At 65.1% G+C, this 16,921-nt stretch carries 14 protein-coding genes; 7 read left to right on the plus strand and 7 right to left on the minus strand.

Annotated features, from left to right (window positions below; genetic code table 11):
• Window positions 1-15 precede the first annotated feature (15 nt).
• From AABA84_RS06775 to AABA84_RS06805, 7 genes are all read left to right on the plus strand, one after another.
• Window positions 16-900: an intradiol ring-cleavage dioxygenase gene (locus AABA84_RS06775; protein ID WP_212248607.1), complete on the plus strand. Its 885-nt coding sequence runs from the start codon at window positions 16-18 to the stop codon at window positions 898-900.
• A 60-nt stretch (window positions 901-960) separates the two neighbouring features.
• Complete coding sequence (locus AABA84_RS06780; RefSeq protein ID WP_338311677.1) at window positions 961-2,355, plus strand: FAD-linked oxidase C-terminal domain-containing protein; 1,395 nt, start codon at window positions 961-963, stop codon at window positions 2,353-2,355.
• Window positions 2,352-3,875: a sugar ABC transporter ATP-binding protein gene (locus AABA84_RS06785; RefSeq protein ID WP_338311678.1), complete on the plus strand. Its 1,524-nt coding sequence runs from the start codon at window positions 2,352-2,354 to the stop codon at window positions 3,873-3,875. The genes AABA84_RS06780 and AABA84_RS06785 overlap by 4 nt, the downstream gene beginning before the upstream one ends.
• Window positions 3,868-4,818 (plus strand): ABC transporter permease, encoded by a 951-nt coding sequence (locus AABA84_RS06790; protein ID WP_338307439.1) that lies wholly within the window; start codon window positions 3,868-3,870, stop codon window positions 4,816-4,818. Before AABA84_RS06785 ends, AABA84_RS06790 begins: the two co-directional genes overlap by 8 nt.
• Window positions 4,815-5,792 carry an ABC transporter permease gene (locus AABA84_RS06795; RefSeq protein ID WP_212248603.1) on the plus strand — a complete coding sequence of 326 codons (978 nt, stop codon included), beginning with the start codon at window positions 4,815-4,817 and terminating at the stop codon, window positions 5,790-5,792. The genes AABA84_RS06790 and AABA84_RS06795 overlap by 4 nt, the downstream gene beginning before the upstream one ends.
• 40 nt (window positions 5,793-5,832) lie before the next feature.
• Entirely contained in the window at window positions 5,833-6,807 is a 975-nt protein-coding gene (locus tag AABA84_RS06800) for a sugar ABC transporter substrate-binding protein (RefSeq protein WP_212248602.1), read from the plus strand.
• Window positions 6,808-6,883: 76 nt separating this feature from the next.
• Window positions 6,884-7,171, plus strand: coding sequence for a YciI family protein (locus tag AABA84_RS06805; RefSeq protein WP_338311679.1), 288 nt, complete (start codon window positions 6,884-6,886; stop codon window positions 7,169-7,171).
• Window positions 7,172-7,260: 89 nt separating this feature from the next.
• Here AABA84_RS06805 and AABA84_RS06810 read toward each other — a convergent pair whose 3' ends face one another.
• The 7 genes from AABA84_RS06810 to AABA84_RS06840 all read right to left on the minus strand — a co-directional run bounded on the left by AABA84_RS06810 (window position 7,261) and on the right by AABA84_RS06840 (window position 16,910).
• Window positions 7,261-8,256 (minus strand): ABC transporter ATP-binding protein, encoded by a 996-nt coding sequence (locus AABA84_RS06810; protein ID WP_212248600.1) that lies wholly within the window; start codon window positions 8,254-8,256, stop codon window positions 7,261-7,263.
• On the minus strand, window positions 8,253-9,242 hold the full coding sequence (locus AABA84_RS06815; RefSeq protein WP_338311680.1) for an ABC transporter ATP-binding protein: 990 nt from the start codon (window positions 9,240-9,242) through the stop codon (window positions 8,253-8,255). Before AABA84_RS06815 ends, AABA84_RS06810 begins: the two co-directional genes overlap by 4 nt.
• 20 nt (window positions 9,243-9,262) lie before the next feature.
• Window positions 9,263-10,186 carry an ABC transporter permease gene (locus AABA84_RS06820; RefSeq protein WP_338311681.1) on the minus strand — a complete coding sequence of 308 codons (924 nt, stop codon included), beginning with the start codon at window positions 10,184-10,186 and terminating at the stop codon, window positions 9,263-9,265.
• Window positions 10,183-11,124: an ABC transporter permease gene (locus AABA84_RS06825; protein ID WP_338311682.1), complete on the minus strand. Its 942-nt coding sequence runs from the start codon at window positions 11,122-11,124 to the stop codon at window positions 10,183-10,185. The genes AABA84_RS06820 and AABA84_RS06825 overlap by 4 nt, the downstream gene beginning before the upstream one ends.
• Window positions 11,125-11,141: 17 nt before the next feature.
• Window positions 11,142-12,743, minus strand: coding sequence for an ABC transporter substrate-binding protein (locus AABA84_RS06830; RefSeq protein WP_212248596.1), 1,602 nt, complete (start codon window positions 12,741-12,743; stop codon window positions 11,142-11,144).
• Between the two features lie 360 nt (window positions 12,744-13,103).
• A complete protein-coding gene (locus AABA84_RS06835) occupies window positions 13,104-14,531 on the minus strand; it encodes a PepSY domain-containing protein (protein WP_338311683.1) in 1,428 nt (475 codons plus the stop codon).
• A 12-nt stretch (window positions 14,532-14,543) separates the two neighbouring features.
• Entirely contained in the window at window positions 14,544-16,910 is a 2,367-nt protein-coding gene (locus AABA84_RS06840) for a TonB-dependent receptor (RefSeq protein ID WP_338311684.1), read from the minus strand.
• Between the last annotated feature and the right edge of the window lie 11 nt (window positions 16,911-16,921).

Here is a 16,921-nt window from a genome sequence, read left to right on the forward strand (position 1 = left end):
CGGCGGAAGGCACATATGCGCAATTTCAACGAGAACACGATCACCGATGCGGTGCTGGAGCGGATCAAGCACGCAAGCGATCCGCGCATCAAGCAAGTCAGCGAAGCGCTGGTCCGCCACCTTCATGCCTTCGTCCGCGAGATCCGGCCGACCCAGAAGGAATGGGAGTTCGGCATCGATTTCCTGACCCGCACCGGCCATATGTGCGACGACAAGCGACAAGAGTTCATCCTGCTGTCCGACACGCTCGGCGTCTCCATGCTGGTCGATGCGATCAACCATCCGGTGCCGGAAGGCGCCACCGAGACCACCGTGCTGGGACCGTTCTTCGTGCAGGCGTCGCCCGAGAAACAGAACGGCGCTGACATCTCCGGTCCGATGGAGGGCGATCCGATGCTGGTCACCGGCTCGGTGTCGACCGTCGACGGAAAACCTCTTGCCGGCGCGGTCGTGGACGTCTGGCATTCCGACGATGATGGTTATTACGACGTTCAGCAGCTCGACAAGATCGGCGACCTTGCGATGCGCGCGCGCTTCCACACCGATCAGAATGGCCGCTTCAATTTCTGGTCGATCAAGCCCGCGGCGTATCCGATCCCGCATGACGGCCCGGTCGGCGACATGCTGGAGGTTCAAGGACGCCATCCTTGGCGCCCCGCGCATGTGCACTTCATGATCTCCGCGCCCGGCTTCGAGCAGCTGGTGACCCACGTGTTCGTCGCCGGCGACCAGTATCTCGACAGCGACGTGGTGTTCGGCGTCAAGGACAGCCTTATCCGCGAATTTGTGCGCTGCCCGCCCGGCCGTGCGCCGGATGGTCGCATGGTGGACGACGAGTATTTTCATCTCAACTATGATTTCGGCCTGAAGCAGGTTGCGGGCAGCGCGCAGGCCGCCTAAGCCGAACCACAACGCAGCGGACCGGCAAGAGTCCGTCATCGGGGCAGACAGGGAGCAAGGATGGGACCGCGGGCCAGCACGAGCATCTTGGCCGAACGCCTCACGGGCATGATCGGCTCGCGCGCAAGCGTTGCGCGCGGCGTGCTCGACCAGCACGGGCAGAGCGAGTCGCATTACAGAAATCTGCCGCCCGACATCGTCGTCTTCCCGGAGACGACGCGGGAGGTCGCGGAGATCGTCAAGCTGTGCGCGAGCGCAGCCATGCCGATCGTCCCGTTCGGCGCCGGCACCTCGCTCGAAGGCAATGCGGCCTCGGTCGCGGGCGGCGTCTGTTTCGACTTCGCGCGCATGAACAAGGTGCTCACCGTTCACGACAGCGACATGGATGTCGTGGTGCAGCCCGGCATCACCCGCAAGCAGCTCAATGCAGAGCTGCGCAATACCGGCCTGTTCTTCCCGATCGACCCCGGCGCCGACGCCTCGATCGGCGGCATGACATCGACGAGGGCCTCCGGCACCATGGCGGTGCGCTATGGGACCATGAAGGACAACGTCATGGCGCTGGAGGTGGTGCTGGCCGACGGCCGGGTGATCCGAACCGCGACGCGCGCGCGCAAGTCGGCAGCCGGCTACGACCTGACGCGCATGTTCGTCGGCGCGGAGGGCACGCTCGGAATCATCACCGAGATCACGCTGAAAGTGCATCCCGTGCCGCAGGCGATCTCGGCCGCGGTTTGCAGCTTCGACACCCTGCACGATGCCGTCGACACCGCCATCTCCGTGATCCAGTCGGCAATCCCCGTGGCGCGCATCGAGTTGCTCGACGACGTCATGATGCGGGGCATCAACGCCTATGCAAAGCTCGGCTATCGCGAGGCCCCCACCCTGTTCTTCGAGTTCCACGGCTCAGAGTCCTCCGTCGCTGAGCAGGCCGAAGCCGCGCAGGCCATCGCCGCCGACCATGGCGGTCACGGCTTTGCCTGGGCCAAAGCAGCGGAAGACCGCAGCCGGCTCTGGCACGCCCGTGACAACACGCTCTATGCCGGCCTCGGCCTGCGACCCGGCGCGCGCGCCGTGATCACCGATGTCTGCGTGCCGATCTCGCGGCTGGCGGAATGCCTGACCGCAACGCGGCGTGATGCGGACGAGCATGGCTTTACCGCACCGATCGTCGGCCATGTCGGCGACGGCAACTTTCACATGCTGATCCTGATCGATCCCGCAAAACCCGAGGAGACCGAAGGCGCCAAGGCGTTGCAGGCCCGCATGGTCGCCCGCGCCATCGCGATGGACGGCACCTGTACCGGCGAGCACGGCATCGGGCTCGGCAAGATCGACTATCTCACCGACGAGCTCGGCGAGGCCGTGGATGTGATGCGGTCAATAAAGACCGCGCTCGATCCTGATGGACTGATGAATCCGGGCAAGATCTTTGCGAGCGGAGCCAAGGTATGAGCGACGCGATTCCGATCGAGGTCACCTCACCCACGCCACTGCTGGAGCTGCGCGGCATCAGCAAGGAGTTTCCCGGCGTCAAGGCGCTGGATGACGTGTCCTTTGCCGTCTACCCCGGCGAAGTCCACATGCTGCTGGGCGAGAACGGCGCCGGCAAGTCGAGCCTGATGAAGGTGCTGTGCGGCGCCTACCGCGCCGATGCCGGCGAGTTCTACCACATGGGCGAGAAGGTCGTGATCGCCTCGACCGCGGATGCGCAGAAGCTCGGCATTGCCGTGATCTTCCAGGAATTCTCGCTGGTCCCCTATCTCGACATTGCCCAGAACATCTTCCTCGGCCGCGAGCCTGGGGGACGCATCCCCGGCACCATCGACCGTCGCAAGATCCTGGCCGATGCGAAGCGCGTGCTCGACACGATCGGCTTCGACATCGATCCCTCCACCACTGTCGACAAGCTCGGCGTCGCACAGCAGCAGATGGTCGAGATCGCCAAGGCGATCAGCCAGAACGCCCGCATCCTCGTCATGGACGAGCCGACCGCGGCGCTGTCCGACCGCGAGACGGAGCTGCTGTTCGCGCTGATCGCGCGGCTGAAGGCCGACGGCGTCTCCATCGTCTATATCTCGCACCGCATGGCCGAGGTGTTCGCACTCGGCGACCGCATCACCGTGCTGCGCGACGGCCGCCGCATCGACGGCGTCAAACCGGCCGACGTCACGCCAGACCAGCTCGTGCGCATGATGGTCGGCCGCAACGTCGACATGACCTATCCGCGCAACTTTGCCGACACGCCCGGCGAGCTGCTGCTCGAGGTCAAGGGCCTGACCGCCTCGACCGGCATCTCCGACATCAACATCGAGGTGCGCCGAGGCGAGATCGTCGGCCTGTGCGGCCTGGTTGGCTCGGGCCGCAGCGAAGTCGCGCGCGCCATCTTTGGCGCCGATCCCGTGACGTCGGGCGAGATCATCTTCGACGGCAAGGCCATCTCCGGCGAGCCCGATCTCGCCGCCCGCCGCGGCATCGCGCTGATCCCGGAGAGCCGCAAGAGCGAGGGTCTCGCGCTGCTGCGCTCGGTGAGCGACAATCTCGTGGTGTCGGCGCTACGAAAGCTGTTCCCGAGCGGCCTTTTCGATTCTCGCGGCGCGCAGCGCACTTCCGACGCCCTGATCCGGCAGCTGCGCATCGCAACCCCGAGCGCGCGTCAGACCGTCGGCCTGCTCTCGGGCGGCAACCAGCAGAAGGTCGTGATCGGCAAATGGCTGGCGGCCGGCTCAAAGCTCTTCATCTTCGACGAGCCGACGCGGGGCATCGACATCGGCGCCAAGTCCGAGATCTTTGCGCTGATTGACCGCCTCGTCGCCGAAGGCGCGGCTGCGCTGATGATTTCGTCCGAACAGGTCGAGATCTGCCATGTCTGCGACCGCGCCTATGTGATGCGCGAGGGGCGCATCGCTGGCCATCTGAACCGCAACGAACTGACCGAGGAGAACATCGTGCGACTGGGGATGCATCATGCGTGAAGCCGCGGTCGTCTCTCAACCCAACCCGCTGCAACGCATTCCCGGCGTTGCCATCGTGCTGGTGCTCCTGATCACGCTGTTCAGCGCGATCGCGCCCGGCTTCCTGTCGGTCGCCAACCTCTCCAACGTGCTGGTGCAGTCGACCATCCTGACCATGCTCGCGCTGCCGATGACGCTGATCATCATGACCGAGGGGCTGGACCTGTCGATGGGCGCGGTGCTGACGCTGACCTCGCTCTGCGTCGCGATCGTGTCGCTCGCGACCAAGTCGATGTTGCTGGGTTTAGGCGCCGGCCTGCTGGTCGGCGCGGCATTCGGCGTCGCCAACGGCTGGCTGGTGGCGATCCTGGGCATTCCGCCCTTCGTCGCCACGCTCGGTACGCTCGGCATGGCGCAGGGCCTGTCGCTGATCGTCAGCGACGGCCAGAGCGTGGTCGGCATCCCCCACAGCGTGCGCGACATCTATTCGGCGACGCTGCTGGGCGTGCCCGTGCCGATCGTGATGGCGCTGGTGACCTATGCGGCGTTCCACGGCCTGCTCTATCACACCCGTTTCGGCACCTACATCTTCGCGCTCGGCGGCAACCGAGAGGCGCTGCGCTATGCCGGGCTGTCGCCGAACAAGCTGCTGATCGCGGTCTACGCGATCGGCGGCGCCATGGCGGGCATCGCGGGCCTGTTGATGACTGCGCGGATGAACTCGGGCCACCCGACCGCAGGTCTTGGTCTCGAATTCGATGCCATCGCCGCCGTCGCCGTCGGCGGCACCTCGTTCGAGCGCGGCAATGGCTGGCTGCTCGGCACCCTGCTCGGGGTGCTTTCGGTCGGCGTGCTGCGCAACGGGTTGAACCTGATCTCGCTGCCGTCCTCCGTGCAGGTTGCCAGCGTTGGCGTGCTCGTCATCGTCGCGCTGTTCCTCGATGGTCTCAGGAGCCGGGCATGACCGACATCACCAAAGAGGCGATGATGCCGCCCCGCTCCTTCCTGTCGCAGGATGCGATCCAGGTGTTCTATCGCCTGCTCGCGGCCCTCCTGATCTGCGCGGTGCTCGCCGTGCTCAGCGATTCCTTCCTGAGTCTCGGCAACATCCTCAACGTGCTCCGGCAGGCGAGCCTGACCTTCTTCATCGCTTCCGGCCTGACGCTGGTGGTGCTGACGGCCGGCCTCGATCTCTCCGTCGGCGCCAATGTCGCGCTGTCCGCCTGCATCGCCGGCACCGTGATCCACAAGACCGGCTCGCCGGCGCTCGGCATCCTCACCGGGCTTGCCTGCGGCGGCCTCGTTGGCCTGCTCAACGGCATCATGGTCACCGCGCTGCGCATCCCCTCCTTCATCGCCACCTATGGCATGCTCTGGGTGCTCAACGGGCTCACCTATTGGTACATGGCGGGCGAGACCCTGCACGGCTTCCCGGCAGGCTTCCGCCAGATCGGCAGCGGCTATCTGTTCGGCCTGCCCATCCCCGTCTATCTGCTGCTGGTGTTCCTCGGCATCGGGACGCTGTTCGCGCAGCGCACGATCTGGGGCCAGGAGATCTATGCGATCGGCGCCAACCCGGTTGCGGCGCGGCTATCAGGCATTCCGGTCGCGCGCCGCCTGCTGCTGGTCTACGCGGTGTCAGGCACCATGGCGGGACTTGCCTCGATCATCTTCCTGTCGCGGCTCAATTCGGCCGAGGCCGATATCGGCGAGAGCCTGACGCTGCCCGCGATCGCGGCCGTGCTGATCGGCGGCACCTCGCTGTTCGGCGGCGTCGGCACCGTGTTCGGCACCTTCATTGGCGCGCTGATCCTGACGCTGGTGCTGAACGGCATGAACCTGCTCTCGGTCAGCGCCAACTGGCAGCCGCTCGTCACCGGCATCATCGTCATTCTCGCGGTCTGGCTCGATATGAAGACCCGCCGCCGCGCGCAATGAGCTCTGAGTTCCAACAAGCAAAACGAGGGATGGAGGCAATATGAGACAGACACTGGGCTATCTGGCGCTGCCGCTGCTGATGGCGGCCGCGTTCACCACCGAGGCGCGCGCCGACGGCGAGACCATCGCCGTCTTCACCAAGAACCAGACCAACCCGTTCTTCCAGACGGTGCGGGTCGGCGCCGACAACATGGCGAAGACGCTGAACGCCAAGACGCTGCAATACATCCCGACCAAACCGGACTCCATCCCCGAGCAGCTCAGCCAGATCGAGGACGTCGTGGTGAAGAAGCCGAGCGCGATCGTCTTCACGCCGGTCGACTACAAGGCGATGGTGCCTGGTGTCGAGAAGATCAACGAAGCCAAGATCCCCGTTGTCAACATCACCGACCGCTCCGCGGGCGGCAAGTTCCTGTCCTTCGTCGGCGCCGACGATTACAGCCTTGGCCTGGAGACCGCGCGCTTCCTGCTGAAGACGCTGGGCGGCAAGGGCAACATCGTCATCATCGAGGGCGTCAAGGGTTCGCTGACCAATGTCGACCGCGTCCGCGGCTTCAACGACGCGCTCAAGGAGACTCCCGGCGCAAAGCTGCTGGCGTCGCAGCCCGGCAACTATCAGCGGCTCCAGGCGCTCCAGGTCATGGAAAATTTGATGCAGTCGAATTCGCAGATCGACGGCGTGCTCGCCGCCAACGATGCCATGGCGGTCGGCGCGATCGAGGCGCTCGACGGCGCCAACCGCAAGGCCCAGGTGATCGGCATCAACGGCACCAAGGAGGCGATCGACGCGATCAAGTCCGGCAAGCTGCTCGCGAGCGGCGACTACAACGGATTCGCGCAAGGCTGCCTCGGCACCATGATGGCGATCCGGTCCCTGCGCAACCAGCCGGTCATCGCCGAGATCGTGCTGAAGCCGACCGTCATCACCAAGGACAATTTTGGGCCGTTCGACGTGCCGCTGGAGCAGCGTACCTGCCCGACCTTCGAAGAGGCCGGCAAGCTCAGCGCGAAGTAGACCAACTCTTCACATCAAGTCCGGACGGCCGTCGCGGCGGCCGTCCCAAGAACCGAGTTAAGAAACGGAGACCATCATGCTGTTCGCCATTCACGCCGTCGACCGCGCCGGCGCGCTGCCGACCCGGCTCGCCAATTACGATGCCCACAAGGCGTTCCTCGGCGACACCTCGCGCTTCGGCGTCAAGATCGTGATGTCGGGACCACTCGTCTCCGACGACGGCCAAACGATGATCGGCAGCCTGTTCCTGATCGAGGCGCCCGGCCGTGGCGAGGTCGAAGCCTTCAATCGCGCCGACCCTTTTGCCGCGGCCGGAATCTGGGAAAAGGTCACGATCACGGGCTTCCTGCGCCGGCAGGGCTGAGGCCGCCCCCATCAAAATTGCGAAAACAACCCCATGCACAGTAGAATGGGGTTGTTTTTGCTGACGAATTTCCGACGCGAATCTGCCCTTCAGCTACTCGCCGCCGCCGGCGTCCCGTCCTCGAGATGACAGGCCACCCACTGCTCGGCCCCTGCCGCACGCAGCACCGGCTCTTCGACCCGGCAGCGATCGAACACGAGCGGGCAGCGGGTGTGGAAGCGGCACCCCTTCGGCGGATTGATCGGGCTCGGCACGTCGCCCTTGAGGATGATGGGATTGCGCTGGGCGCCGGGCTCAGGCAGCGGCACCGCGGACAGCAGCGCCCTGGTGTAGGGATGTCTTGGCGCGGCAAATATCTCGCGGCGCGGGGCCACCTCGACGATCTTGCCGAGATACATCACCGCGACGCGGTGGGTCATGTGCTCGACGATCGCGAGGTCGTGGCTGATGAACAGCAGCGCGAGGCCGAACTCGCTCTGGAGATCCTGCAGCAAATTGACGATCTGCGCCTTGACAGAGACGTCGAGCGCCGAGACCGCCTCGTCGCACACGATCAGCTCGGGCTCGGCCGCGAGCGCGCGGGCGATGCCGATGCGCTGGCGCTGGCCGCCGGAGAATTCGTGCGGCCTGCGGTTCAGCGCCTCGCGCGGCAGGCGCACGGTGTCCATCAGGGAGGTGACGCGGACCTCGAGATCTTCGGCGGATTTGGCGAGGCCGAAATTCCGGATCGGCTCGGCCAGGATGTCACGCACGCGCATGCGCGGATTGAGGCTGGAGAACGGATCCTGGAACACCACCTGCACGCGCCGGCGCATCTGGCGCATCGTGCTCGGATGGGCGTCATCGATCCGCTGACCGTCGAGGATGACCTGACCCGATGTGATGTCGAACAGCCGCAAGATGGCGCGGCCGACCGTCGACTTGCCGCAGCCGGATTCCCCGACCAGCGACAACGTCTCGCCGCGCGCGATCTCGAAGGACACGCCGTCCACCGCATAAACCCATTCGGACTTACGCTGGAAAAGGCCCTTCTTGACCGGAAAGTGCTTCTTGAGGTCGTTGACCTGGAGCAGCGGAGGACTCATGCCGCGACGGCTCCCTTGGCGGAGTAGTGGCAGGCGGCGACGTGACGAGGGCCCTTCTCTTCGAGCCCCGGTGCATATTGACGGCACAGATCGGTCGCAAGCGCACAGCGGCTGGCAAAGACGCAGCCGGTAATCGGCTTTCTGAGATCGGGCACCTGCCCGGGAATTTCGGCAAGCCGTCTCGCCGTGCCCGTGAGCGACGAGCCAAGCCTGGGCACCGCACCTAACAGGCCTTGCGTATAGGGATGACGCGGCGCGCGAAACAGTTCGGCGACCGGCGCTTCCTCGACCTTTCGGCCGGCATACATCACCATGACGCGTTCGGCGATCTCGGCGACGACGCCGAGATCGTGGGTGATCAGGATGATGGCGGCGCCGACACGGCGCTTGAGGTCCAGCATCAGCTTCAGGATCTGCGCCTGGATCGTCACGTCCAGCGCGGTGGTCGGCTCGTCGGCAATGAGGAGCTTGGGATTGCAGGCCAGCGCAATCGCGATCATGACGCGCTGGCGCATGCCGCCGGAGAGCTGATGCGGATATTCGCGCACGCGGCGTTTCGGCTCGGGGATGCCGACCAGTGTCAGCATCTCGATCGCGTGCGCCTCGGCCGCCGCCTTGTCGAGGCCCTGGTGGATCATCAGCGTCTCGCGGATCTGCCGGCCGACGGTCAGGACCGGATTGAGGCTGGTCATCGGTTCCTGAAAGATCATCGAGATGTCGTTGCCGCGGATCGCGCGCATCTCGCGATCGGAGAGTTGCAGCAGGTCCCTGCCCGCAAAGCGGATGGCGCCTGCGATCCTGCCCGGCGGTTCCGGGATCAGCCGCATCAAGGACATGGAGGTCACCGACTTGCCGCAGCCGGACTCGCCGACAATGGCCAGCGTCTCGCCCTCGTTGACATGGAACGAGACCCCGTCCACCGCGCGGTTGATGCCGCTGGGGGTACGAAAGTGGGTCTGCAGGTTCTCGACTTCGAGCAATGCCATCGCGATCAGCCCCGAGACATCTAAAGACGCTTGGCCATGCGCGGATCGAGCGCATCGCGAAGGCCGTCGCCGAGCAGATTCACCGCGAGCACGGTGACCGAGAGGAAGGCCGCCGGAAAGAACACGATGTAGGGCTTGACCTGCCACAGCGCGCGGCCCTCGGCCATGATGTTGCCCCAGGACGGAATGGTGGGCGGCGTTCCCGCGCCGATGAAAGACAGGATCGCCTCCGTGATCATGGCGCTGGCGCAGATATAGGTCGCCTGCACCAGCATCGGCGCCAGCGTATTGGGCAGGATGTGGCGCAGGATGATCATCGGCGTGCGCGTGCCGCAGGCGACCGCGGCATCCACATAGGGCTGCTCGCGCAGCGACAGCACCACGCTGCGCACGAGGCGCGAAACGCGCGGGATCTCGGCAACCGTGATGGCGAGGATGACGTTGCCGACGCTGCCGCGCGTCAGCGCCATCAGCGCGATCGCCAGCAGGATTGGCGGGATCGACATCAAGCCGTCCATGAAGCGCATCAGGATGCCGTCGGCCCAGCGGATGAAGCCGGAGACCATGCCGATGGCAAGGCCGGCCACGGATGCGAAGATCGCGACCGACAGGCCGACCGTGAGCGAGACCCGCGCACCGAACAGCACGCGTGAATAGATGTCGCGGCCGAGCACGTCGGTACCGAACCAGAAATCGGCCGACGGCGCGCGGGTACGCTTGGCGGGGGCGAGCGCGGTCGGATCGACCGTTCCGAGATAAGGCGCGAAGACCGCGATAAGCACGAGCGTCAGCAGCAGCGCGCCACCGATCGCGACCGTCGGATGGCCGCGCAAGAACCCGACGAAGCCGCGCCGGATCGTGACCGGCCGCAGGATTTCCGGCAGTTGTGGCGCAAGAACGAGCCCGGCCGGGAGCGCCTGCGGATTGACGGTCGTGTCGGTCAATAGCGGATCCTCGGGTCAACGAGCGTATAAATGACGTCGATCATCAGGTTGACGAGGACGTAGACGAAGCTGAACAGCAGCACGATGCCCTGGATGACGGGATAATCGCGGCGCAGGATCGCATCGATCGTGAGCCGGCCGAGGCCGGGGATCGCGAACACGCTTTCGGTCACCACCGCGCCGCCGATCAGCAGCGCGATGCCGATCCCGATCACGGTCACGATCGGCACCGCCGCATTCTTCAGCGCGTGAATGAACAGGATGCCGCCCTGCCCGAGGCCCTTGGCCTTGGCGGTGCGGATATAGTCCTGCTGCAGCACTTCCAGCATGGCGGCGCGGGTGATGCGCGCGACCAGGGCGATGTAGACGCAGCCGAGCGCGATCGCCGGCAGGATCAGGTTCTCCAGCCACGGCCAGAAGCCTTGGGCCAGCGGCGTGTAGCCCTGCACCGGCAGCCATTCCAGCTCGAGCGCGAAGATGTAGGCGAGTATGTAGCCGACCACGAAGACGGGCAGCGAGAAGCCGAACACGGCAAAGCCCATGATGACGCGGTCGATCAGGCTGCCGGCCTTCCAGGCCGCCACCACGCCGAGCGGCACCGCCACCACGATCGTCAGCAGCAGCGTGACGATCATCAGCGACAGCGTCGGTCCGAGGCGCTGTCCGATCATCGCCGAGACCGGCAGGTTGGTGAAGATCGAGGTGCCGAGATCGCCGTGCAGGATGCGCCAGACCCAGCCTCCGAACTGGACCAGGAAGGGACGGTCGAGGCCGAGGCTCTGGCGGATGCGCTCCACATCCTCCGGGCTCGCCTGATCCCCCGCGATCACCACGGCGGGATCACCCGGCGCGATGTAGAGCAGGCTGAACACGAACAGCGCGACGATTGCCATGACCGGCAGGGTCGCGACGATGCGACGGAGGATGTAGGAGAGCATCTGGCCTCAGCGCACGATCATGCGGATTTCGACACACCCCAGAAGAACGGCAGCGGCCCCTTGGTGATACCGGAGACGTTCTTGCGCCAGGCTGTGTAGGTCAGGAAGAAGCCGGTCGGCGCATAGACGACATCCTCGAGCGCGGCCTTGTTGACCCGCCCGATCGCCGCCTTCTCTTCCTCGAGATTCTTGGCGTCGAACCAGGTCGTGATCTCCTTCTCGGTATTCGGGCTATTGGGCCAGCCGAACCAGGCCTTCTCGCCGTTGGCGCGGATGGCGGTGTAGGCGGCGGGCGTGATACAGTCGGCGCCGGCGTGCCAGCTGTGGAACATGTTCCAGCCGCCCTGCCCGGGCGGCGTCTTCTGCGCCCGGCGGGAGCCGACCGTGCCCCAATCGGTGGCGATGAAGTCGACATTCATGCCGAGCCGTTTCAAGAGATCCGCGGTGACGTCGCCTTGCGCCTTCGTGATCGGCTGATCCTGCGCCACCAAACAAGTCACCGGCTGGCCGGAATAGCCGCTTTCGGCCAGCAGCTTCTTGGCTGCGTCGAAATCGCGCTTGCCCTTCAGGATCTCGCCGCCCAACTCGCTGTAGAGCGGCGTATCCGGCGTGAAGAAGCCGGGCAGCGCCTTCCACAATGCGTTGTCGTCGCCGACGATCGCCCGCATATAATCTTCCTGGCTGAGCGCCATCAGCACGGCGCGCCGCGCCCGCACGTCGTTGAAAGGCGCGAACAGATGGTTCATGCGGAACGAGCCGATATTGCCGAGGGGATCGCCGATATCGACGCTGATGTTCTTGTTCTTCTTCAGCACGGGCACGAGATCGGCGATCGGGTTCTCCCACCAGTCGACTTCGCCGTTCTGCAATGCCGCCGCCGCGGTGGCCGGATCCGGCATCACGATCCATTCCACGCGATCGACCAGGATCTGCTTGCCGCCAGCGAGCCAGGAGGCCTTCTCCTGCCGCGGGACGTAATCGGCGAATTTCTCGAACACGGCCTTGGCGCCGGGGACCCATTCGCCCTTGGCGAACTTCATCGGACCCGAGCCGACATACTCGGTGATCTGCTTGAACGGATCGGTCTTGGCGATACGCTCCGGCATGATGAAGGAGCACGGCGCGTTGTTCTTGGCCAGTGCGTAGAGCATTTTCGGGAAGGGCTGCTTCAGGACCCATTTGAAGGTGCGGTCGTCGACGGCGGTCAATTCCTGCTGGATCGCAATGATCATCAGGCCCATCGGATCGCGCGCAGCCCAGCGCGACAGGCTCGCGACGACGTCCTTGGCCAGCACCGGCTCGCCGTCATGGAACTTGAGGCCTGGGCGCAGCTTGAAGGTCCAGGTCTTGCCGTCATCGGTGGTCTCCTCGGACTCGACCATCTGGCGCTGCGGCTGAAGCTGCGCGTCGATGCCGTAAAGCGTGTCCCAGACCAGTGCCGCGGCATTGCGCACCACATATTGCGTGCCCCAGATCGGATCGAAATTGGCAAGATTGGCCTGCGGCACGAAGCGGAGGGTGCGGGCTGATGCGCCTTGCGCGATGGCCGGGGCCGACAGGCCCGTCAATGCCAGACCGCCCGCGCCCGCCAGTCCCTTCAATACGGTCCTGCGATCCATGAAGTCCTCCCAGTAATGCCGTGATGCCGGCCATCGTTGGCCAAGAGCAGGTGAAACCAGAGCTCATTGGCTTGCAAATGGTATGCCACTAAACGCGCCTTCACCAGCGCGATCTCGCTGTCATTTTCGTGAGCCAGACCTCGAGGGCCACTGGCAGCATCGGCCGGCGAAACGCCTATTGTCCTCGACAATTCCTGATGGCAGCATTTTGCCATGCGTTAATCAGGTTGTCGTGGACGAGAGCGGCAAGATCGGATGAAACGGCGCCAGTTCATGTCGCTCATCGGTGGAGCGGCGTTGTCACCGTTCGCCGGCTTGCGAGCAATTCCGGCCGCGGGCTGACTTGCGCATTCCGGGCGGTCAACGCGACAGAAGCAGGCGCCGCCAGCCGATGACGATTCCCGTGACGGAGAACACCAGCCCAAGCCCGCATAGCGCGATGATCAGAACCTCGCGCAGAAGGGGATGTGCGAGCAGGGTCGGAAAATCCAGCGTGTGCAGCGCGCCATACGCCCAGCGATAGGCACGACGCGAAGGATCCAGCCTTTGCAGCATATTGCCATCGGCGCCATCGATATCGAACCAGACCTCGCCGCAATAAGACCGGTAGACCGGCGCACCTGGGATCGCAGAATGTGCGGGATAGTCATCGTCGTCAGCAAGGACGGACGGCACGCCGCAATCTGCGCCAAGGCGGCTCGTCAAGCCTCCAACCTCGCGCGCGCTCAGAAATCCGGGTTGTCCGGCATCTGACGCATCGTCTGGCCTGACCAGCGCCTGCGAGTCCAGCGCGAGCCGGTCGCGACGGTAGAGTTTGCCGGCGAAGGCGAACCATTCGGCCTCCCGGGCCGATGACGGCAGCGACGTCCGGTCGAACGATGATGCTGCCGCCCAGACGGGCACGGCATTCGCCGCGTCGGCTTCGGAGCCCGTCAGCTGTCCGCGCGAAAACAGCCGGCCATGATCCATCGAAAGCCAGCCGCTGAAGATCCAGGTGAGCACGAACACCATCGTCGCAAGGCCGAGGATGTGATGCAGCGCGTGCCACCCGCGATAAGGCGTTGCGCGCCGGCAGCCCTTCATCCTGATCCGCACGATCCCGAGCGCCGCACCGAGCACGGCTGCGATCAGGGCCAGCAACGATAGCGTCCAGACGACGCCATCCCACAGCGCCCAATTGCGTCTCAAGACCGTCGGATAGATCCAATGCAGCACGCTGCCGACGAGATTCCAGCTGCGCTCGCGTCCCGTCGTATCCAGGACGACCTCGCCGGTGCGCGACGACACATAGATCTCCGTCCCGGCAGCATCGCCGAGGGCAACGCGAAACAAGGGCCGATGACGATCGAGGCCGTTCGGCACGGTCCACTGATCGTAATCCGCCTTCGCGAGGAACGCTGCGCGCGCGGCATCGAGCCCACGGTGACGCGCATGATCCCGCGCGATGGCAAGCACCACGTCGGGTAAAGTCACCGCTGCGTCGCTCCCGTCGGAGGCGCGCAATGCGCGCAGGCGCGTCGATCCCGCAATGACGTAGGCGAGCCCGTCGTTTCGCCGGATCAGCCGAACGCGCGTCGCATCCGCGATCCCGCTCGCGGCCACGGCATCGGCAACCGCGATCCGCGCCTCCGTCGGGTCCAGCGGCGCAAGGCCGGCAAACCGTTCCGCTTCTGTCAGCGACGGAAACGGAACGAAGTGCATCACGATGCCGGTCGCGAACCACATCGCGAACAGCAGGCAGAACGCGATCCCGAGCCAGCGATGCGCAAGGACGATCGCGCTCATCATCCGTTCAGCACCCTACCATTTGAACGCGGCCGAGAGCTCGTAGGTGCGCGGCGCGCCCAGGAGGATCTGGTCGGGGTAGAACGGATCGCCCCAGATCGCGTAGCGCTTATCAGTGATGTTGCGCACACGGAAGGTCAGGCGGGCCTGGTCAACCGCGTTGAAAACCGTCTTGGGGATATCGACGAAAGCGTAGACGTCGGCGACGGTGTACGCCTTCATCGTCACCACATTGGCATCGGTGTTGTAGCGGTCGCCGACATGGCGGCCGGTGATGCCGAGCTCTACCGGCCAGGGCGTGAAGAACCGGTACGACGCGCCGGCATTGGCGACGATGCGCGGCACGTTCGGCGGCGTGTTGCCGGAGAACGAGCCGCCAACGAAATTGTAGTCGGCATAGCGCGCATCGACATAGGCGATGTTGCCCCACAGACGCAGCGGATCGATCGGACGGACCGAGGCGGCAAGCTCGACGCCCTTCGATTCCTGCCGCCCGGCGATGTTGAGCGCCTGCCCACCGGCTGCGGCATAGACATTCTTGCGCTGGATATCATAGGCCGAGAACGACCACTCCGCCCGGTTGTCCCAGAACAGATGCTTGACACCGGTCTCGTAGGTGCGCGCGGTCGTCAGGTCGAGCGGCTGGGTCGGCCCGAGCAGGAAGATATTGTTGGCAGAGATGTCGGCGCCGGTCGCGTACTGGCTAAAGAAGGTCAGGCCGGGCACGGCCTCCCACGTGTAGCCGATGCGGCCCGTCACCGGCGCCCAGTCTTTCGCGAACGGGAAGCCTGCCTTCTCCAATCCATTCTTGTCCATCGAATTGCGATCGAGGCCGATATGCTCGACGCGCAGGCCACCAATCAGCGAAAAGCTGCGTGTCAGTTTGAGCCGGTCCTCGAATGACAAGGCCTCGTTGTCGATGCGCGCGGTCTGCTGCTGCGTCGTGAGCAGGCCGTAAAAGCCGCGGTTGGGATCGACCAGCGAAACAGAGTCGCCGGGAAAGTTTGCGGCGCCGGGCCTGACGAAATCGAGGTAGCTCGACGACAGTGTCGTGACCAGCCGGTTGTCGAATCCCGCGATGTTCGCATCCCAGATCAGGTCGGTGATGTTGCCGACGAGGCGTTGGCTGTGCGCGACATAGAAGCGCTCGCGATCGACCAGGTTCGTCCCGGAATTGAACGCTTCGACTTCGTTATTGAACCAGGTGCGCTCGGCGCCGTAGCCATAGGCCTGACTCTTCAGGGTCAGGTCGGGCGCAAGCTTCAGCTCGAAGCCACCGCGCAGCCAGACTTCCTGCGCCACGTTGCGGTTGTCGAGCACGTTGTAATTGGTGTTGAAGGTGCGGTCGTCGATGGTGACCGCGCCGAGATTGGTTTTGTTGTAGTTCGAGATGTAGTTGCCGGAGACAATCCCCGACGTCGCATGCGAGCCGCTGAAGGCGACCGGCACCAGCGGCGCACCCCAATAGGCCTTGCCGCGATCCTCGCGGTATTCGATCGCGCCCCAGACCTTGAGGCTGTCGGAGATGCGGTAGTTGAGCTGGCCCGACACGTCGAGCGTTCTGGTGTTGGTGTCGTCCACGAAGCCGTTGAGCGAGGAGCGGCTGATGTCGAAGCGGTAGTCGAGACCTTGGACGTTCGTGCTGCCGCCCGAGCCGTAATGGGCGCGGAACGAGTTCAGGGAGTCGTACGAGAAATCCGCCTCGTTGCGGATCGCTCCGGTGTGCGGCTGCTTGGTGACGAAGTTGATCGCGCCGCCGGCAGCGCCCTCGCCCGAGATCAGCGAGGCCGGGCCCTTCAGGAATTCCACAGCCTCGAGATTGGCCGTGTCCATGATCCGCGAGGTCATGTTCTGCGGGCCGATCTTGATGCCGTTGTAGAGCGTGTTGATCTGGCTGTTGGTGAAGCCGCGCATCGAGAAGCCCGCCGGCTCTCCCGGTGCGTCGCCGGAGGTGACGCCGACCGCACCCTGCGCCACCTCGGACACGGTGCGATAACCCTGCTCGCGCATGGTCTCGGCGGAGATGATTTCGACGGTTGCAGGCGTCTGGCGCACGGTCAGGCCAAGGCGCGAGGCGCTTTCGGCCACGGCATTGCTGTTGAGCGGCGTCGCCGTTTGCGTCTGCGACGACACGCCCGGCACCGCAGGCCTTGGCGCGGCCGCAGCGGTTGCGGATCTGCGCGATGACGCGCGCCGTGCGCTCTGCCCTTCCCGGCCGGCAGGCTTCGCCTGCTTGCGGGATTGGGCGGGCGACACCTCGATCGGCGGCAGCGGTTCGCGAGATTGCTGCGCCAGCGCGGCCGGCACATCAGCGGCAGCCAGCGTAAGGGCGGCGGAGGCGAGCAGGAAGCCGCGCGGTCGTACGATATAGATGGAAGACACGATTTTCGGAC

This window comes from Bradyrhizobium sp. TM239 (assembly GCF_036247985.1).
GTDB lineage: Bacteria > Pseudomonadota > Alphaproteobacteria > Rhizobiales > Xanthobacteraceae > Bradyrhizobium > Bradyrhizobium ottawaense.